The sequence below is a fragment of the Enterobacter sp. 296B2 genome (assembly GCF_034106185.1).
In the GTDB taxonomy this organism is placed as follows: domain Bacteria; phylum Pseudomonadota; class Gammaproteobacteria; order Enterobacterales; family Enterobacteriaceae; genus Enterobacter; species Enterobacter cloacae_N.
Map to the genome: position 1 here is coordinate 44,432 of NZ_JAWNCA010000015.1, position 19,407 is coordinate 63,838.

The window sequence follows — 19,407 nt, forward strand, 5'->3', positions numbered from 1 at the left end:
TTGAAAATTGCGGCAAAGCCGCAGTAAACACATTTTTTCCCTGTTTTCTTACAACATAACGCGTCAGGCAGAAAAGAAAGCTGAGCGTATAAAATTCACGTGACCGAGTAGGACAGCACTCTTTTACTGTAGATAATTATGGCCATTTTGGGCGAGCCGGGACTGAAAAAAGTAAGAAAAATGATGCTTTTGCGGGGGGAAAGACGGGAGAAAAAATTGTCGGCCTTTCCGAACGGAAATGACCGACAATTTAGCAGAGGTTATCAGGCGACAGGGCGCGCAATAATACTGCGGGTTTCCATGCGAACTTCAGCGATAGTCACGTCAATCACGTCAGTGACTTTGTAAACCGTCTCGCCTTTAATTTGCACGGTGCCGCTTTCCTGACTGCAGATCAGTTCGTCACGAACGGCGTGCAGGAACGGAGCAGGGATAAAGGCTACCGCACCGTTATCCACCAGGCGTACGCGCATTCCGCCGCGGCTGATATCAACGATCTCCGCCGCGAAACGGGTATCGGTACCGGCTTTATCCTGCAGGAAGCGCGCATAAAGCCAGTCTCCTACGTCACGTTCCGCCATGCGGTTCAGACGGCGACGCTCAGCCATCTGTAGGGTCGTGTCGTCCTGAGGACGGGCAATGGTTTCGCCCTTGATAATCGCTTTCAGCAGGCGGTGGTTAACCATATCGCCATACTTGCGGATTGGGGATGTCCAGGTGGCGTAGGCCTCAAGACCGAGGCCGAAGTGCGGGCCTGGCTCGGTGCTGATTTCCGCGAAGGACTGGAAGCGGCGAATACGGCTATCCAGGAAACCGGATGGCTGAGCGTCCAGCTCGCGGCGAAGCTTGCAGAAGCCTGGCAGCGTCAGCACTTCTTCCGGATCAACATGCACATCGTGATTCTTCAGCAGAGCCGCCAGCGCTTCGGTATTGGCCGGATCGAATCCGGTGTGAACGTTGTAAATACCAAAGCCCAGCCTGTCGCGCAGCACGCGTGCGGCACAGATGTTGGCGGAAATCATTGCCTCTTCAACGATGCGGTTCGCAATGCGTCGCGGTTCGGCCACGATGTCCAGCACTTCACCTTTCTCGCCCAGAACAAAGCGATAATCCGGTCGGTCTTTGAACACCAGCGCGTGGGTTTTACGCCACTCGCCGCGGTTCAGACAGATGCGGTGCAGCAGACGGAGCTGCGCGGCTATGGCGTCTGATTCTGGTTTCCAGCTGCCGGTATTTTCCAGCCAGTCGGAGACGTTATCGTAGGCCAGCTTGGCTTTGGATTCGATGGTGGCGGCAAAGAACTCGATATCGTCTTCAATCGCGCCATCGGCGGCAATGGTCATGCGGCAGGCAAGAACCGGACGCACCTCATTTGGGCGCAGCGAGCAGAGGTCGTCAGACAGTTCGCGCGGCAGCATCGGGATGTTAAAGCCTGGCAGGTAGTTCGTGAACGCGCGGATTTTCGCCGTTTCGTCCAGCTTGCTGCCTTCTACGATCCAGGCGGTGGGATCGGCAATGGCGACGGTCAAATGCAGTTTGCCATCGGCGCTCTCTTCAGCGTAGAGCGCATCGTCCATATCTTCGGTGCTGGCGCTGTCGATGGTGACAAACTCCAGCGCGGTGAGATCGCGGCGCGTCAGACCTTCATCCTGCATCTCGGTTGCCACGCCGTTCGGCGCTTCTTTTTCAAGATTATGGCGCGCCAGCGTGACCCACCACGGGACGAAATGGTCATCGCCAAAGGTGATGAACTGGGTCAGTTCAGCATAGAAACCGCGGTCGCCTTTCAGAGGATGACGGCGCATTTCTGCTACGGCCCAGTCACCTTCTTTAAAATCATGCTCAACGCCGCGGGCGGCGCGGCACGGAATGGCATCTTTCAGCAGGGGGTGATCCGGCACGACAGAAAGACGATCGTCCTTTCTCTGCACTTTGCCCACAAAGCGGGTCAGGAACGGCTCGATCAGTTCTTCCGGCTCGGCGGATTCACGTTCTTTCTCGGTATGGATGACGGCCATGACGCGATCGCCATGCATCACTTTCTTCATCTGCGGTGGCGGAATGAAGTAGCTTTTCTGCGCGTCAACTTCAAGGAAGCCAAAGCCCTTTTCCGTGGCTTTCACGACCCCTTCTGCACGCGGCGTCTGGGAATGCAGTTGCTGTTTAAGCTGCGCTAGCAGCGGGTTGTCCTGAAACATAATGTTCTATTTTCGTAGCCATTGAGCGGCTGACAGTTTTACGCGATTCTCACTGCTACAGCAAGCGCTCTTTGGGGAAAGAGTGTGGTTATTCCGCTTTGCCGGAAGCGACTTTTAGCCGATTGAGCCAGCCCTCCAGCGCGCATTGGCTCAGCAGGTTGATCGCCTGAACGGCAGTAAGTCCTTCTTCCGTTAGCGGGGTAAATTGTGCGGCACTGAAGCGGTCCGGTGAGCGTGTCAGCAATTCGGCTGCTGCCGTAAGCGCCGGAGGAGGATGCGAAATCGTTTCCCGGCTGTTTATCAGGATCTCACCCGTCAGGTCGAGCAAGGTCGGTTCATGACACAGTACCGGCGTCAGCGCCTCAAGCGCGGGCTCTGCCTGCCAGCGGGAGAGGGACTCAAGTTGATGCGCACTGGCATAGCGAAGCTCGACAACGGGCAGAAGCACTATCCACGCGTCGGAGCACGCCGGCAGGCTGTGTGGCTGAATATGATGGCCCGGCAACCAGCGAACGGGATGGCCAAGCAGCGCGTGAAAGACGGCGACCACGCGCGCCTGAAAACCGATAAAGCCGATTATCTGGTTAATCACCACTATGTCATAGGTAGACAGACCTACCTCATCAAGCTCGTTTCGCGCCTTATCATCAATGACGTCAGGCGAGCTGGCGAGCTGGCGGGCGTACTGGGTGATTTGCGCCAGCCGTCGGTTACTTTCGCGGGAGGAGTCGGGACCCGGCAGCGGGGCGAGGAGGGCGGCGTAGTGGTTGCACAGCCGCTGAACGCCGCAGGCCTGCGCCACCGTCAACGCGGTACTTAACCGATCGTAGGCGCTGAGCGTTCGCAGGCGGTTTACGGGAAGTGAGAGTGGGAACAGCTGGTGGCATAAGGATCTGGCTGGAGCAAGCCAGCCGGTACAGGCGGCGACAATCTCATCTGGCAGGGCTAAATCGAGCAAAAAACGATCGTCGACGTTAGCGGCTTCGGGCACCAGAGGCAGCACATCCGGCTGCGCGTGGTTTGACTGGGTTTCGTGATACCAGTGGCCTTTGCCGGAAAAACGGCGTTGTTCCATGTGCGTTCCTTGATCTCAAAATGGCGATCAATATCCTGGCGTAAGGCAGATAAAGGGAAAAATATTGTTAGGTGATAACAAATAGCAGAACGGAATAACGAAGGGGGGAGTGCGGAGGGGGAAAGCTCTCTTCCCGTGCGGGAAGAGAGCCACAGCTTATTTAATTTCCAGCTCGTTCATTGCAGCGATGTTGAAGCCGCCGTCAACGTGAACCACTTCGCCGGAGATACCTGCGGAAAGATCAGAGCACAGGAATGCAGCAGAGTTACCCACATCTTCAATGGTAACGGTACGACGAATCGGGGTAACCGCTTCGCAGTGTGCCAGCATTTTACGGAAATCTTTGATGCCGGACGCCGCCAGGGTACGGATAGGACCCGCAGAGATGGCGTTAACACGCACGCCTTCTGGACCCATTGCGTTTGCCATGTAGCGTACGTTGGCTTCCAGAGACGCTTTCGCCAGACCCATAACGTTGTAGTTAGGGATAGCACGTTCAGCGCCCAGGTAGGACAGGGTCAGCAGGGCTGCGCCCGGGTTCAGCATCGCGCGGCAGGATTTTGCCATCGCTACGAAGCTGTAGGAGCTGATGTCGTGAGCGATTTTGAAGCCATCACGGGTAACCGCGTTCACGTAGTCGCCGTCCAGTTGGTCGCCAGGAGCGAAGCCAATGGAGTGAACGAAACCGTCGAATTTCGGCCATGCTTTTGCCAGTTCAGCAAACATGCCGTCGATGCTTTCGTCTTGTGCAACGTCACATTCCAGAACAATGCTGGAACCCAGCTGCGCGGCAAACTCTTCAACACGGCCTTTCAGCTTGTCGTTCTGGTAGGTGAACGCCAGCTCAGCGCCTTCGCGATGCATTGCCTGTGCGATGCCGTATGCGATGGACAGTTTGCTGGCAACGCCAGTCACCAGAATGCGCTTACCGGAAAGAAAACCCATAGCTTTAATCCTTATATTCATTGCTTATTTTGCCTTGTAATTCATAGCGTTACAGGCAGTATTTCAAAATCATTCGAAATTAGCTCGAAATTATAGCCCACTCACGGCCCCTTGTGTCACGATATTTCTCGCCGATCTCTGAAGACGAATGCCCTAAAAGGTGAGGCGCGGGCTGGCGGGGGCTCAAAATTTCAGCATTCGTCCAGTATATCACCCGGCAGCAGCTTCGCCTCATCCAACCAGCGAGGATCCGCTATCCGTCCCTGGCGTCTTCAACGAAACGCGCAACGACAATAAAGAATACCGGGACGAAGAAGATCGCGAGAAGCGTACCGCTAATCATGCCGCCAAACACCCCGGTGCCGATAGCGTGCTGCGTGCTGTCACTCGCGCCACGCGCCAGCATCAGTGGCACCACCCCTAACGTAAAGGCTAACGATGTCATCAGAATAGGGCGCAGGCGCTGGCTTGCGGCCTGTATCGTTGCCGCCAGCAGGGATTGTCCTTCCCGGTGGAGCTGCTTTGCAAACTCGACAATCAGAATGGCGTTCTTGGCGGAGAGGCCTATCAGGGTAATAAGACCGACCTTAAAGAAAACATCATTCGTCATGCCTGCAACGGAAACGGCAGCCACCGCACCGATAAGCCCCAGGGGAACGACCAGCATCACCGCAAAGGGAATTGACCAGCTCTCATACAGGGCGGCGAGCACCATGAACACGACCAGTATCGACAGAACGATCAGACCCGGGAGTTGAGATTCGGATTTTCTCTCCTGCAATGAACTCCCGGCCCACTCGCCGGCCATCCCCTGCGGTAAATCTCGTGACAACGTCTCCATGGCCTTCATTGCGGTACCGCTGGATGTGCCCGGGGCCGCACTGCCGGTAATGCGGATAGCAGAATATCCCTGATAACGCGTCAACTGCTGCGGCGCAACGTTCCAGGAAAGCGTCGCAAACGTAGATACTGGCACCATTTGCCCCATACGGTTTTTTACCGATAATTTCAGGATCTGCTCAGGCTGCATGCGGTAAGGGGCATCGGCCTGAATAATGACCTGCTGAACGCGGCCATTGTTCGTGTAGTCATTAACGTAGTACGACCCCATGGTGACCGAGAGCGTCTGGTTGATTTCATCAAATGAAACGCCCAGTGCTTCTGCTTTTTCCCGGTCAATGTGAAGGGCCAGACTTGTTCCTTCCGGCAGACCGTCTATATACACGTCACTCAGTTCAGGACGCTGATTAGCCTTCACAACCAGCGCATCGGCCGCACTCTTTAACGCCTCGTAGCCCAGTCCCGCCCTGTCCTGCACGTACCAGGTGAAGCCCGAGGAGGTGCCCATATCCGAAATGGCCGGCGGGAGCAGGCTCATCGTGACGGCATCAGAGACGCTCGCCATGCTGGCCTGTATATGGTCGGCTTCATTTTGTGCAGTCGAACCCTGCCGATCTTTCCAGTCTTTCAGCGTGGTGAAGCCCATGGCCGAATTCGGGCCCGATCCTGAAAAACCAAACCCCAGGATCATAATGTTGCTTTCAATATCCGGCCGGGCCGCAATTTCCTCTTCAAATTTTTTAACCACGTTCAGGGTGCGCTGCATGGTGGCATCGGAAGGCAGCTGAATTGAGGACATAAAATAGCCCTGATCTTCATCCGGCAGAAAGGACGAGGGCAGCGAAGAAAGCCCCAAAAACAGCGCAGCGCAAAGCGCAACGTACAGCAGCAGCATACGCCCGGTTCGTCTCAGCACCACGCCCAGCCCGGATTCGTACCACGTCGTGAGCGTACGAAAGCGGGCGTTAAACCCTGCCGCGAACCTGCCACCACCGTGCTTCTCTGCGCTGTGAGGCTTAAGTAGCGTCGCGCAAAGCGCGGGAGTCAACGTGAGGGCAAGAAATGCCGACAACAGTATCGATACCGCCATGGAGATACAAAATTGCCGATAAATAATCCCGACGGATCCTTCGGCGAACCCCATGGGAATAAAGACGGCGGTAAGTACCAGCGTGATCCCGATAATTGCCGGCGTGATTTCATTCATGGCCTCCCGGGTCGCGTCGCGCGGAGAGCGTTTTTTTTCTTCCATCAGACGCTCAACGTTCTCCACGACCACAATAGCGTCATCTACGATAATCCCTATCGCCAGAACCATGCCGAACATGGTCAGAATATTGATGGAGTATCCACTCAGTAGCATCACCGTGAAGGTGCCAAGAAGTGCGACGGGGGCAACAATCGCCGGGATAAGCGTACAGCGTATCTTGTGCAGAAACAGCAGCATCACGAGGAAGACCAGGACCATCGCTTCCACAAATGTCTGCACCACCTTCATGATGGAAAGCTTCACAAAAGGCGCGGTATCGAAGGGAACCGTAAACATCATTCCTTCCGGCAACACCTGAGAAAGTTCGTCGATGCGCGCGCGTACGCCTGCAGCCGTGCTCATCGCATTGGCGCCGGGCGATAACTGGACTGCCGCAGCCGTTGCGGGGACCCCATTTTCGCGGATGCCGAAAGCGTAGCTTTGCAGGCCGGACTCAATGCGTGCGACGTCGGACAGCTTCAGCCTTGCGCCGGACGCCTCTGATTTCAGTGTAATATTCCTGAAAGCCTCTACGGAAGCGAGCTGCCCCTTGACGGCGATCGGATACGTTACGCCTTGCCCTTCAGATGCCGGTTCATCTCCCGTCTTGCCGGGCGAAACCAGGGCATTTTGCTGGCCAACAGCGTTAAGCACATCGCTCACAGAAAGTCCGTAGCTATGAAGCTTCATTGGGTCCAGCCAGATGCGTAGCGCTTTTTCGCCACCAAAAAGCTGAATTTTCCCTACTCCAGGTACGCGGCGAAGTTCGTCGCTGACATGCCGGGCGAAATAATCGCTTAAATCGGCCTCCTCAAATTTACCGGTTGGAGATTTCAATCCCACCATCATTAAAAATCCGGAATTGGCCGCCTCGACGTTGATACCATTTTGCCTGACCGCCTGTGGCAAACGCGGCTCCACAATTTTGATCTGGTTCTGAAGGTCCATCTGCGCCAGCTTGATGTCCGTGCCGGGCTTAAACGTCACGGTAATAGACGCAGAACCGGTTGTGTCACTGGATGATTCGAAGTAGAGCAAATTATCGACGCCAGATATTTCGCGCTCAATTAACGACACCACTGAAGTATTCATAATATCGGGGCTGGCACCCGGGTAGGTGACAGAAATAATGATCCCAGGCGGTGCCACCGCCGGATACTGCGCAACCGGCAGCCGGGGGATAGACAAAACACCTGCCAGGACGATAAAAAGCGCCACTACCCAGGCGAAAATTGGACGTTCAATAAAAAAATGAGGCATTAATTTAACTTCCAGATACGTGAATTTCGTCGTCGGTTGACACGCGCTAGCCGGTATCCCTGAGGAGAACGACGGTTATTAGTGAGGTTTATCATTATGGGTAACAGGTATATGGCTATTTCAGTGAGTTATTTTTGTTCAAATGGTGTGATGGAAACTCTACAGCTCGCCTGTTTAGCGGACATGGGCGGTTTATGGAGAGAGTGTGGAGCGAAACAGCGCGGTTGTTTAAATCATTCTCATGATGAGGTAAAGCGGTGCACCGCCAAAAAACAGAATTAAATAACACTCGTAGTAAAACACCAGATCGTTAAAATCTGGCGTAGCGTTCAGCAGAACAGTGAACGTAATAATGAGATAAACAAAAATCACCATCAGCCAGAAGGCGATGAGAAGTAATTCTGTGAACGCACCTGCTTTGTTTTGTATTATCAGAGAGACAACCGACAAGGCAATGCAGCCATAGATAATGGGGGAAGAGGGCAGCGTTGTGGCGACTTTTTCATCCATTTTATGCATCAGTATCAGCCACGTATAAAGTAATCCCCACGTTAGCAGCAGGAACAGGGAGAATATGCCGATTTTTTTAGGAGAGAGGTATTTCGAAAGTTCCATGTTCATTATCTCAACCAAATTCAGAAAGCCTTTAAGCGACAGGGGTATTTACTACGTTAAACGGAAGATGGTTTAACTCCGAATAACTATTCTGGACTGTCATTGTCGAGCCTTTATTGACTGAATGTGTAGGCTGTATGGAGAAATTGCCGGACACTTAAATTAACCCAGGAAATTTTCGCGGCCACGGCACTTTTTCCCGGAGCCTGTGTCTTATTGTGCTAAAGATATCTGATAGCGTGCTCAAAGGGATTTCACCCGCGGAGATAAAATGAACAAAAATACTCTAATCCTTGTTGTTGAAGATGAAGACGAAATTGCCGATATACTGATGAGTTACTTAGAGCGTTCAGGGATGAAAACGCTGAGAGCCCGGCAGGGCGAACAGGCGATAGCGCTCAATCGACTCCATAAACCGGATCTTATCTTGCTGGACATCCATTTGCCCCTGTGCGATGGCTGGAGCGTACTCACGACGCTCCGCCAGGAAAGTACCGTGCCTGTTATTATGGTGTCCGCTCTCGATCAGGACGTGGATAAGCTGATGGGGCTGCGGCTTGGCGCGGATGATTACGTCATCAAACCTTTCAACCCATCCGAAGTGGTCGCGCGGGTTGAAGCGGTGCTGCGCAGAACCAAACCGGCTCTCCAGCAGGCGGGGGCCGTGCCTCTCAGGACGCCTTTTATTACGGTCTATCCGGACGATTTCTACGTTGAGGTCACCGCGGGCGAAGAGGTGGTCTCGCCGGTATTAACGACGACGGAATTTAAACTTCTTACTTATCTGGTGAGATACCCGCGTAAGGTCTGTTCCAGGGAAGAGTTACTCAACGCGTGTCTGCCGGAGGGCGATACGCTCGACAGGACGGTAGACAGCCATATGAGCAAGCTGCGTAAAAAGCTGGAGCTTGCGGGCCTTTATGGCATTCCTGAAAGTATCAGGGGGATGGGCTATCGGCTTGGGGAGAAAAAATGAGCAGAGATTCTGTCCTGAGTCGGCAGATCTTAACGTATATGCTGCTGCTGACGTTTACGATAATTGCCATTGCGGTACTGGGCTCCTGGTTTTTTTACTCTTTTATTCTCGATCACCTCCCCGGCGGCGCCGTTGCGGGTGATGATGAGCAGATGACGATGTGGGACTGGGTGTGGATCGGGACCGCCACAACAATCAGTCTGATAACCGCGATATTTTTAACGATCAAACTTTCTTCGCGAATACTCACCCCGTTAAACGCGGTAGCGTCCAGCCTGAGAAAAATTTCTCAGGGTCAACTGGACGCCCGGGCTTATTGTGCCAGCTCCCGGCTCGGAGAGGTCAATCATCTGGTCACGGATTTCAATGAAATGGCGGAAAAACTCCAGACGCTGGATATTCAGAGGAAATCCTGGAATGCCGCCATTGCCCATGAGCTGCGAACCCCGGTCACGATTTTACGCGGTCGGCTTCAGGGGCTGGTTGACGGCGTCTTTGAGCCGGATCCGCAGCTCTTTAATAACCTTCTCAGGCAGACTGAGGGGTTGACCCGTTTGATTGAAGATCTCCGGGTGATCAGCTCGGACGGCGGGGCGGGTTATACGTTGTATAAATCCAGAACAGACCTCAAAGGCACAATCCAGGATGCGCTTGATACTTTCATGCCCGAGTTCAAACGCAACCAATTTACGCTTAAGACTGAGCTGAGAGAACAGCGATGCGTGTTCGACCCCTTGCGCATCAATCAGTGTCTGGCCGTTCTGTTTGACAACGCATTACATTATTCAACTTCGCGGAAACTCATCGTAAAAAATGGCGTCTCTGATAAAGGCAATTTTATTCTTATTCAGGATGGCGGGCCGGGCATCCCCAGAGAATTTCATGATTTCTTATTTCAACCCTTCCAGCGGGATAATGGTGCCAGAGAGTTGAATCCTGAAGGATGTGGTTTAGGCTTATCGGTGGTAAAAGCCATCATGCTGGCTCATGGTGGCGACGTAACGTATACCTTATCGAAGCAAAACCACTCCCTGTTCAAGCTGACCTGGCCCGATGCCTGAGCCCTGGCGGGAGGTCAGCCTGGCCTGTCCGCCGATAGCGGCAACTGCCATATAGCGCCTAATTTTGTATCCCACTCCAGCGGGGTAATACGCAGTTTGCCTCGTTTTGGGCTTAAGGTTATTTCACTGAAGTAAATTTCATTGCTTTTTAGCATGAGGTCAACGCGGCAGTAGTCAAGGCCATTCGCCAGCTCCTGAGCGGCCAGCAAAGCCTCACGGAACAACCCTGGCTCGCCGGGCGCTACCGGCGTATTAGGGTATTCCATCCGGAAAGGCTGTAAATTCCAGTATCTGTCGTAAACGTTGATAAACTCTCTGCCGCGGTCATCCGTAAAATCGGCCTCAACATAGTGGGCGATGCCGTGAAAACAGTGAATTCGCAGCATTTCCGGCGTGCTGTTCCTGTCCGCATTATTGAAAAGATCGACATAAGGCTCACACAGTATAACGGGTATAATATTTTTGTACTGCCACTCGCGCGTGGTGTAATACAAATTCTTCTTTAATGCGAGATTGAGCTTTTTTCGGGCCTGCCGGTAATTGAACTGGTCTTTGTTTGTACAGATTATTGTGCTACCACTATCATGATTGCACTTAAGGACGAATTGATCGGGCAGTGTTGAAAAATCAATATGCGAAAACCTGCGGTATACTCCAATCAGTGGCACCGCTTTTACTCGCGTTGTTCTGGACGCAACGTATTCACGGACTGCGAGTTTATCGGCAAGCATTGTGTAGAGATTATTATGGTCATAGACCAGTCGATGGCAGATTTTTTCACTCAACGTAGTGGGTGATTTAATGTCAGGGGTTTTCCCTGATGTCTTTTCGAGCCTTGCAGTATGAAAATTAAGGTCCGTCATTAAATATGAACGGCATTTTCTGATGAGATACTCTGCGTATTTCAGAACATAAGTGGCGGTGTTCATTTCTTCTCCTCCGTAATATCCGGATATTCTGGAGAAGAACTGTTGATGGATAGTGCTTAAACTATGGAGCAGGGATGGAGACAAAAAATTAAAGGATTAAATAGCGCGTGCAGACTATTTAATCCTTATTTAAGCGGAGCAATCTGTGTTTACCGCGGCACTTAACGGTCCTTTCTCCACGCATCGGCGGTCAATGCTTCACCGAAATGACCGGCAATCAGCCTTTTCGTCAGCTCATGAAGCGGGGAGGCCATCACATCCGCCGTGCTGCCGCGCTCGACGACTTCCCCCTGGTGCATAACCATCACCTGGTCGCTGATGTGCTTCATCATTCCCAGATGCTGGGTGACGTAGATATATGAGATCCCCTGTTTTTCCTGCAATTCCAGCATCAGGTTAATCAGCTGCGAACGCATCGACATATCCAGCGAGGCAAGCGCTTCGTCAGCAACGATCACTTTCGGGCGCAGAATCAACGCGCGCGCCAGGCCCAGACGCTGTTTCTGACCCGGGGCCAGCATATGCGGGTAGTAGCTTTCATGATCCGGTAACAGCCCAACCATACGCAGGGTTTCGAAGATACGCTTGCGGCGCGCCTCTGGCTCCAGTTCGGTATTCAGACGCAGAGGGAAATCAAGGATCTGCGAAATGCGCTGGCGTGGATTAAGCGAGGTTGACGGATCCTGGAAGATCATGCGGATGCGCTGGCTGCGGAAAGAGTAATCGCCAAACTGCAGAGGATGATCGTCAATCAACACTTCTCCAGCGGTGGGCTCGACCATGCCGGCAAGCATCTTCGCCAGCGTGGATTTGCCGGAGCCGTTTTCGCCAATGATCGCCAGCGTCTGTTTTTCACGCAGGGTAAAACTCAGCGGCTTCACCGCTTCGACAGTCTGACGATGAAACAGCCCCGTGCGGTAGCGAAAGGTCTTACTCAGATTGCGGACTTCCAGCAAGGTTTCGACCATTTCACTCTCTCTCCATGTTCAGCGGGAAATGACAGGCGTAAAGATGATTTTTGGCGCCGGTCAGGCGCGGTGTTTCGATACATTTACGCTGAGCATACGGACAACGCGGCCCCAGACGACAGCCTATTGGCAATGATTCCAGCAGCGGAATCGCCCCGGGCAGGGTATTCAGACGGCTCTTGTGCGGCATGGCGCTGCCAAAATCCGGAATGGCGCGGATAAGCGCCTGCGTGTACGGATGGTGCGGCGCGGTGATCAGGTCTTCACTGGGGGCAGTTTCGACCGTTTGTCCGCAGTACATCACGTCAATTTTATCCGCCCACTTGCTGAGCATTTGCAGGTCATGGCTGATCAGCAATATGGTGGTGTTGTTGTTCTGGTTCAGGCGCGACAGCAGGCGGAAAATTTGCGCCTGCGTGGTTGGCTCCATTGCGTTAGTCGGCTCATCCGCAATCAGCAAACGCGGCTGATTAGCCAGCGCGATGGCAATCATCACTTTCTGGCACTCGCCGTCGGTCAGCTCATACGGGAAGCTGCGCATCGCGTCTTTATGATCTTTGATCCCGACGCGGTGCAACAGCTCAATGGCGCGGCGTTTGCGCCAGCCGAAACGCTGCCACCAGCGGCCTTTATAGGTCCAGCCGGGAATGTTCTGCATCAGCTGTTTGCCTACGCGCTCGGACGGATCGAGGCAGGACTGTGGCTCCTGGAAAATCATCGAGACGTTATGGCCGACCAGCTTACGCCGCTCGCGCGGGGAGAGGCGCAGCAGGTCGATATCGTCAAATCGCATACGGTCGGCGGTCACGCGCCAGTTATCTTTCGCCACGCCGCAGATAGCTTTGGCGATCAGGCTTTTGCCCGAGCCGGATTCCCCCACCAGCCCGCGAATCTCGCCCTCGGCGAGGGTGATGCTGATGCGATCGACGGCTTTTACCCAGCCTTCACCGGTTTTGAATTCAATAGTGAGGTTGCGAATATCAAGAAGCGGCATTATTGCACCCCCGCGTTAATTGCACGGCGAATACCGTCGCCCAGCAGGTTGATCAGCAACACGCTTACCATAATCGCCGCCCCCGGCAGCATAACCGTCCACGGTGCCACGTAGATCAATTCCAGCGCGTCACCGAGCATCGCGCCCCATTCAGGGGACGGCAGCTGCGCGCCGAGGTCGAGGAAGCCGAGCGCAGCGATGTCCAGGATCGCCATCGACAGCGCCCGGGTGATTTCGGTGACCAGCCCGGCAGCGATGTTTGGCAGAACGGCAAACCACAGAATGTTGAAGGTCGTCGCACCGTCCAGACGGGCCGCAACGACATACTCTTTTTCCAGCTCGTCATGCACCATGCTGTAAACCGAGCGCACGATGCGGGGCAGGATAGCCAGCCAGACGGCGAACATGGCATGTGACAGATGCGGGCCGGCAAAGGCAACCACGATGATTGCCAGCAGCAGAGAAGGAATCGACAGCAGTGTGTCCAGAATGTGGTTCAGCACCGCCGAGCGAAGGCCATGCGTGGAGCCCGCGAAAATACCGAGCGCGAGTCCACAGATCGTCGCCGCGAGCGTCACGACAAACGCGCCGCCCACCGTCGGGGCGGCCCCGCTTAACAGACGGCTTAACACGTCGCGTCCGAGGTCGTCAGTGCCGAGGAAGAAAGAGACTTCGCCGTAGCGAGACCAGGAAGGCGGCAACAGCTGATAGCCAAGGAACTGCTGATCGATGCCATAAGGCGCAAACCACGAGCCAAAGAGGCAAAGCAATACCAGACCGGCACAGCCATAAAGACCAATCATTGCCGTGGTGTCACCATAGAACTTACGCCACACGGTACGCAGCGCACCGGGTGTGCGCTTTTCACTGTATACGTTATCGTAAGGCATACCATTCCTTATGCTTCAATGGGTTAGCCATCGCACCCAAAATATCGGACAACACGTTAACAATAATGACCAGCGAACCAATCACCATCACACCCGCTGAGATAGCGGCGTAATCCTGCTGGCGGATGGCGTTAATCAGCCAGCGTCCCAGCCCTGGCCAGCTAAAGACCATCTCGGTGATCATGGCCAGCGTAAGCATGGTGGAGAACTGCAGCCCAAGACGCGGAATCACCGGCGGCAAAGCGTTGTGCAGGACGTTGCGGCGCAGTATGGTCAGGCGCGATAATCCGCGCGTGGCGGCAGCTTTGACATAGTTCTGCTCAAACACCTCGATGGTGCTCAGGCGCATCAGGCGGATCACCTCGGTCGTCGGCGCAACCGCCAGCGTCAGCACCGGCAATACCATATGGCGCAGGGCGCTGACGATCATCTCATGGCGCCACACCGAATCGGAAAGCCACGCGTCAATGATGGCAAAACCCGTCACTGTTTTAACTGTATAGAGCAGGTCAAAACGGCCAGAGACCGGCAGCCAGCCCATCGTCAGCGAGAAGAATAGCGTCAGCAGCAGCGCCAGCCAGAATACCGGGATAGAGAAGCCGAGCAGGGCGAGGGCGCTGATAAACTTATCCTGCCATTTGTTGCGGTAGATCCCGGCCAGCATGCCCACGGGGATACCCACCATCAGGGCAAAGCCGAAGGCCAGAATGCACAGCTCCATCGTGGCCGGGAACACCTCTTTCAGCTGCTCGGAGATAAGCTGCCCGTTGATGCTCGACACGCCGAAATCCCAGTGCAGCAGACCGTTAAACCAGAACAGCCAGGCATCCCACAGCGATGAGCCCTGAAGCGGGGCGTGCGGCGTAAAATAGCTCAGGCTGAAGCCGACAAAGGTCAGCAGAAAGAGCGTCACCAGCAGCAGCAGGAGTCGACGTAAGGTAAAAATAATCATGGTTTTTTCACCTCTTGTTCTTTTTCGCGCGATACGCCGGCGAACGAGGCGTTGCCGAACGGACTCAGCACCAGACCTTTAATATCGTAGCGATAGGCCTGAAGACGCAGGGAAGAGGCCAGCGGTAGCACGGGCAGTTCCTGAGCGAGGATCTTCTGCGCTTCATCATAGGCGTCAATGCGCGAGGCCAGTTGCTGGGAAGAGAGCGCTTTTTGCAGCACGGCGTCAAACTCCCGGTTACACCAGTGAGCGTAGTTAGTCTGCGAATTTATTGCCGCACAGCTCAGCAGCGGCCGGAAGAAGCTGTCCGGGTCGTTACTGTCGGTGGCCCAGCCTGTCAGGGTGAGATCGTGATTCATGTCCATCAGGCGCGCCTCCTGGAAACGGCCCTCAACCGGTACAATGATCACTTTGACGCCCACCTGCGCCATATCAGCCTGCAGCAACTCGGCGGTTTTCAGCGGGCTCGGGTTCCACGCCTGGGAACTGGTTGGCACCCAAAGCTGCAGCGTCAGGTTTTCTGCGCCCAGCGCCTTCAGCTGTTCACGCGCTTTTGCCGGATTGTATTCCGTAATTTTAGCCTCACCGTCGTAGGCCCACGAGGCGCGCGGTAAAATTGATGCTGCGGTTTCTGCCGTACCGTAGTAGATCGACTGCATCAGGCGTTGATTGTTAATCGCCAGCGCCAGCGCGTGGCGAACGGCAGGGTTGTTCAACGGCGGCTTATCGGTGTTAAAGGCCAGATAAGCGATGTTCATACCCGGGCGTAACGTCAGACGCAGACGCGGATCGTCGCGTAAAATCGTGAGCTGGCTGGCGGCAGGCCAGGCGAGCACGTCACACTCCCCGGTGAGTAGTTTCGAGAGCCGTCCCGTTCCGCCAGAACCGAGATCGACCACCACCTGCGGCATCAGCGGCGTGCCGCGCCAGAAATGTTCGTGACGCTGCAGGCGAATATATTGCCCCGCGCGGTATTCGGCCAGCTGGAACGGCCCGGTACCGACTGGCTGGCGGTCGAGCAGCTCCTGGCGATCTTTTTTCGTCAGCTTCGCCGCGTATTCGGCGGACATGACGGATGCATAGTGGGTCGCCAGGTGCCAGAGGAAGGAGGCATCCGGGCGCGCCAGCGTAAATTCAACCGTCCGGCTGTCCAGCTTGCGCACGCTTTTAACGGTGTCTGCAAACTGCAGACTGTCGAAATAGGGGAAATTATCCCCGTTAACGTTATGCCACGGGTGGTTACGATTAAAGATGCGCTGGAAGGTGAAGACAACGTCATCCGCGTTCAGCTTGCGCGTGGGGGTAAACCACGGCGTGCGCTGAAACGCGACATCGTCGCGCAGGCGAAAACGGTAGGTTGCACCGTTGTCCAGGACTTCCCAGCTTTCCGCAAGTTCAGGCACCAGGCGGTAGGTGTACGGGTCGACATCAAGCAGGCGGTCATACAGCTGCGCGGCGAGCGTATCCACAATCAGGCCGCTGCCCGCTTTTTGCGGGTTAAAGGTATCTACCTGGCCGCTCACGCAATAAACGAAGCCGCTGTCACGGATGTCAGGCTGCGTAGTTTGCCCGGGCGCAGCAAACGCCAGGCCGCTGAACAGACCGAGTGCAAAAAAGGACGATAAAACCAGACGCATAATTTTTAAGGTTTTTAGGTTCGATCTGCAAAGTGTATCGCACTTACGCCTGATTCGTAAAAATGTCTGCGGGCAAGTGCCGATATTGTCAGCGCATTTGATGCTTTTTGAGCAATGCCCGTAACTGATGGTAGGTCAGGCCCAGAAGTTCAGCCGCCCGTTTCTGGTTATATTTCGCCGCCTTCAGGCTTTGCTCCAGTAGCTGTTGCTCCTGGTCGTGCTGGAACTGGCGTAAATCCAGCGGGAGAGTTGGGGCGTCGCCTGAAGACGATGGCATGGGTAGCGATGGCGCATTGCGCTGAAAAGGATCGATAATGATATTGTCCAGCTCCGTCTCGCTGCTGCCGTGGCGGTATACAGAACGCTCCACAACGTTCTTCAGCTCGCGGATATTTCCCGGCCAGCGGTAGGCCAGTAGCGTCTCCCGCGCATAATCGCTGAAGCCGGGGAACAGGGGGAGGCCGAGCTCGCGGCACATCTGGATCGCAAATTGTTCAGCCAGCAGCATGATGTCGCTTCTCCGATCGCGCAGGGGCGGAAGCTGAACGACGTCAAAGGCCAGACGGTCAAGCAGATCGGCACGGAATTTCTCCTCCGCAACCATCTCCGGCAAATTGGCGTTGGTGGCGCAGACCAGGCGCACGTTAACCTGCAGCGGCTGGCTGCCGCCGACGCGCTCCAGTTCGCCATACTCAATGACGCGCAGCAGTTTTTCCTGCACCAGCATCGGCGCGGTGGCGAGTTCATCAAGGAACAGGGTGCCGCCGTCGGCGCGCTCAAAACGCCCCGGATGACGCTTCTGAGCGCCGGTAAATGCCCCCGCCTCGTGGCCGAACAGCTCGGTGTCGAGCAGGTTTTCATTCAGCGCCGCACAGTTAAGAGAAATGAAGGGGCCGTCCCAGCGTCCGGATAAGTAGTGCAGACGGTTGGCAATCAGTTCCTTACCCGTGCCGCGCTCGCCGATAATCAGTACCGGTTTGTTGAGCGGCGCAAGGCGAGAAACCTGTTCCAGCACCTCAAGAAAACTGTTGGCTTCGCCGAGTAAGTTATCTTTATATTGAGCCATGATGAAATTAACCACTCCTTAGCGATATTCACCAGGTCAGCATAGTTCTGCAATGAATAAAAATCAATCACTCTCTGATAAATCAATAAGATAAAAAATTGGCACGGGAATTGTATTATCAGTACAGCAGGGCATAGCCCGATAACAGAACTATGAGGATTTGATTATGGGTATTTTTTCTCGTTTTGCCGACATCGTGAACGCCAACATCAACTCGCTGCTGGAGAAAGCGGAAGATCCGCAGAAGCTGGTGCGCCTGATGATTCAGGAGATGGAAGACACGCTGGTTGAAGTGCGTTCTACCTCCGCCCGTGCGCTGGCTGAGAAAAAACAGTTAACTCGCCGTATTGAGCAGGCCACCGCTCAGCTTAATGAATGGCAGGAAAAAGCGGAACTCGCCCTGCGCAAAGATAAAGAAGATCTGGCACGCGCGGCGTTAATTGAAAAGCAGAAGCTGGCGGAGATGATCGCTACGCTTGAGCATGAAGTAACGCTTGTGGACGACACGCTCACCCGCATGAAGAAAGAGATTGGTGAGCTCGAAAATAAACTGAGCGAAACCCGGGCGCGTCAGCAGGCGCTGACCCTGCGTCATCAGGCGGCAAGCTCTTCTCGCGACGTGCGTCGTCAGCTGGACAGCGGCAAGCTGGATGAGGCTATGGCGCGTTTTGAGTCATTTGAGCGTCGTATCGACCAGATGGAAGCGGAAGCAGAGAGCCACAGCATGGGTAAGCAAAAGTCGCTGGATCAACAGTTTGCCGACCTGAAAGCAGACGATGAAATCAGCGAGCAGCTGGCGGCATTGAAAGCCAAAATGAAGCAAGATAACCAATAATAATGTTGCGGCACCTGAGCGTGCCGCTAAGCATCCTACGACAAGGAGTACACATGAGCGCGCTTTTCCTGGCCATTCCCCTGACGATTTTCGTGCTGTTTGTTTTGCCGATTTGGTTATGGCTGCACTACAGCAACCGGTCATCGCGGGACGATTTATCCCAGAGTGAACAACAACGTCTGGCGCAGCTTACCGAGCAGGCGAATAAGATGCGCGATCGCATTCAGGCGCTGGAAGCTATCCTGGATGCAGAACATCCTAACTGGAGGGACCGTTAATGTCAGGACTAAATCTGAATAAAAAATTGTGGCGAATTCCACAGCAGGGCATGGTGCGCGGCGTTTGCGCCGGGCTGGCCCATTATCTTGACGTTCCGGTCAAACTGGTTCGCGTGGTCACGGTGCTGTCGATATTTTTTGGCCTGGCGTTTATCACTTTCGTGGCATACATCGTGCTGTCGTTTGTACTTGACCCGATGCCGGAAGGAGAGCTGGCTGCCGAAGGCGCGCCTACCAGTAACGATCTTCTCAATGCGGTTGACGATCAATTGGCAGCCGGTGAGAAGCGGTTGCGTGAGATGGAGCGTTATGTCACATCCGATACCTTTACGCTGAGAAGTCGTTTTCGTCAGCTTTAAGAGAGAACATACATGAAGAAAAACTGGCAACAGGCCGGTCAGAAGGTAAAACCCGGCCTGAAAATCGCAGGTAAACTGGTTCTGATGACGGCGTTGCGTTACGGCCCGGCAGGTGTGGCGGGCTGGGCGATCAAATCTGTTGCCCGCAAGCCGGTCAGAATGTTGCTGGCCTTAGCCCTTGAACCCCTGTTGCAAAAAGCGGCAAAGCGCCTGTCACGCCGCTACCTATCCCGATAATTCACGCTCGCGTTAGCCCTTTCTTTCTCTGGAAGGGCAACGA

The 19,407-nt window shown here is 54.5% G+C and carries 18 protein-coding genes; 6 read left to right on the forward strand and 12 right to left on the reverse strand.

From position 1 onward, the window contains the following. Positions 1-263: 263 nt before the first annotated feature. From URZ40_RS12920 to URZ40_RS12940, 5 genes are all read right to left on the reverse strand, one after another. Complete coding sequence (locus tag URZ40_RS12920) at positions 264-2,198, reverse strand: exoribonuclease II (RefSeq protein WP_116339505.1); 1,935 nt, start codon at positions 2,196-2,198, stop codon at positions 264-266. An 88-nt stretch (positions 2,199-2,286) separates the two neighbouring features. Further along, a complete protein-coding gene (locus URZ40_RS12925; RefSeq protein ID WP_320720642.1) occupies positions 2,287-3,273 on the reverse strand; it encodes a CMD domain-containing protein in 987 nt (328 codons plus the stop codon). A gap of 156 nt (positions 3,274-3,429) precedes the next feature. Further along, positions 3,430-4,218: an enoyl-ACP reductase FabI gene (gene fabI, locus URZ40_RS12930; RefSeq protein ID WP_003856831.1), complete on the reverse strand. Its 789-nt coding sequence runs from the start codon at positions 4,216-4,218 to the stop codon at positions 3,430-3,432. A 253-nt stretch (positions 4,219-4,471) separates the two neighbouring features. Then, on the reverse strand, positions 4,472-7,567 hold the full coding sequence (locus URZ40_RS12935) for a multidrug efflux RND transporter permease subunit (RefSeq protein WP_320720643.1): 3,096 nt from the start codon (positions 7,565-7,567) through the stop codon (positions 4,472-4,474). 228 nt (positions 7,568-7,795) lie between these two features. Continuing rightward, on the reverse strand, positions 7,796-8,182 hold the full coding sequence (locus tag URZ40_RS12940; protein ID WP_302218150.1) for a transporter: 387 nt from the start codon (positions 8,180-8,182) through the stop codon (positions 7,796-7,798). A 271-nt stretch (positions 8,183-8,453) separates the two neighbouring features. Between URZ40_RS12940 and URZ40_RS12945 the strand changes: the two genes are divergently transcribed. Both URZ40_RS12945 and URZ40_RS12950 read left to right on the forward strand, forming a co-directional pair. Continuing rightward, a complete protein-coding gene (locus URZ40_RS12945) occupies positions 8,454-9,158 on the forward strand; it encodes a response regulator (protein ID WP_116339513.1) in 705 nt (234 codons plus the stop codon). Next, positions 9,155-10,219, forward strand: a complete 1,065-nt coding sequence (locus URZ40_RS12950) for an ATP-binding protein (RefSeq protein WP_320720644.1) — start codon at positions 9,155-9,157, stop codon at positions 10,217-10,219. The genes URZ40_RS12945 and URZ40_RS12950 overlap by 4 nt, the downstream gene beginning before the upstream one ends. 14 nt (positions 10,220-10,233) lie before the next feature. Here the strand turns inward: URZ40_RS12950 and URZ40_RS12955 are convergent, their stop codons facing one another. From URZ40_RS12955 to pspF, 7 genes are all read right to left on the reverse strand, one after another. Beyond that, a complete protein-coding gene (locus URZ40_RS12955; protein ID WP_316379280.1) occupies positions 10,234-11,148 on the reverse strand; it encodes an ATP-grasp fold amidoligase family protein in 915 nt (304 codons plus the stop codon). A 161-nt stretch (positions 11,149-11,309) separates the two neighbouring features. After that, positions 11,310-12,116 (reverse strand): putrescine export ABC transporter ATP-binding protein SapF, encoded by an 807-nt coding sequence (gene sapF / locus URZ40_RS12960; protein ID WP_028013385.1) that lies wholly within the window; start codon positions 12,114-12,116, stop codon positions 11,310-11,312. A 1-nt stretch (position 12,117) separates the two neighbouring features. Next, positions 12,118-13,110: a putrescine export ABC transporter ATP-binding protein SapD gene (gene sapD, locus URZ40_RS12965; protein ID WP_047958816.1), complete on the reverse strand. Its 993-nt coding sequence runs from the start codon at positions 13,108-13,110 to the stop codon at positions 12,118-12,120. Continuing rightward, positions 13,110-14,000, reverse strand: a complete 891-nt coding sequence (sapC, locus tag URZ40_RS12970) for a putrescine export ABC transporter permease SapC (protein WP_061098012.1) — start codon at positions 13,998-14,000, stop codon at positions 13,110-13,112. Before sapC ends, sapD begins: the two co-directional genes overlap by 1 nt. Further along, positions 13,987-14,952 carry a putrescine export ABC transporter permease SapB gene (gene sapB, locus URZ40_RS12975; RefSeq protein WP_061098013.1) on the reverse strand — a complete coding sequence of 322 codons (966 nt, stop codon included), beginning with the start codon at positions 14,950-14,952 and terminating at the stop codon, positions 13,987-13,989. The genes sapC and sapB overlap by 14 nt, the downstream gene beginning before the upstream one ends. Next, positions 14,949-16,589: an ABC transporter substrate-binding protein SapA gene (sapA, locus tag URZ40_RS12980; RefSeq protein WP_116339519.1), complete on the reverse strand. Its 1,641-nt coding sequence runs from the start codon at positions 16,587-16,589 to the stop codon at positions 14,949-14,951. The genes sapB and sapA overlap by 4 nt, the downstream gene beginning before the upstream one ends. A gap of 88 nt (positions 16,590-16,677) precedes the next feature. Beyond that, positions 16,678-17,670 carry a phage shock protein operon transcriptional activator gene (gene pspF, locus URZ40_RS12985; RefSeq protein WP_163330862.1) on the reverse strand — a complete coding sequence of 331 codons (993 nt, stop codon included), beginning with the start codon at positions 17,668-17,670 and terminating at the stop codon, positions 16,678-16,680. A gap of 151 nt (positions 17,671-17,821) precedes the next feature. Here pspF and pspA point away from each other — a divergent pair, with 151 nt between their 5' ends. Genes pspA through pspD form a run of 4 tightly spaced genes read left to right on the forward strand, consistent with a single transcriptional unit; the run spans position 17,822 to position 19,364 of the window. Further along, entirely contained in the window at positions 17,822-18,490 is a 669-nt protein-coding gene (pspA, locus tag URZ40_RS12990; RefSeq protein ID WP_116339523.1) for a phage shock protein PspA, read from the forward strand. A gap of 53 nt (positions 18,491-18,543) precedes the next feature. Next, positions 18,544-18,768 (forward strand): envelope stress response membrane protein PspB, encoded by a 225-nt coding sequence (gene pspB / locus URZ40_RS12995; protein WP_116339525.1) that lies wholly within the window; start codon positions 18,544-18,546, stop codon positions 18,766-18,768. Then, the gene (gene pspC / locus URZ40_RS13000; protein ID WP_116339527.1) at positions 18,768-19,127 is read left to right on the forward strand and encodes an envelope stress response membrane protein PspC; all 360 of its coding nucleotides are present in this window, start codon (positions 18,768-18,770) and stop codon (positions 19,125-19,127) included. The genes pspB and pspC overlap by 1 nt, the downstream gene beginning before the upstream one ends. Before the next feature lie 12 nt (positions 19,128-19,139). Next, positions 19,140-19,364: a phage shock protein PspD gene (pspD, locus tag URZ40_RS13005; RefSeq protein ID WP_320720645.1), complete on the forward strand. Its 225-nt coding sequence runs from the start codon at positions 19,140-19,142 to the stop codon at positions 19,362-19,364. The last annotated feature ends 43 nt before the right edge of the window (positions 19,365-19,407 follow it).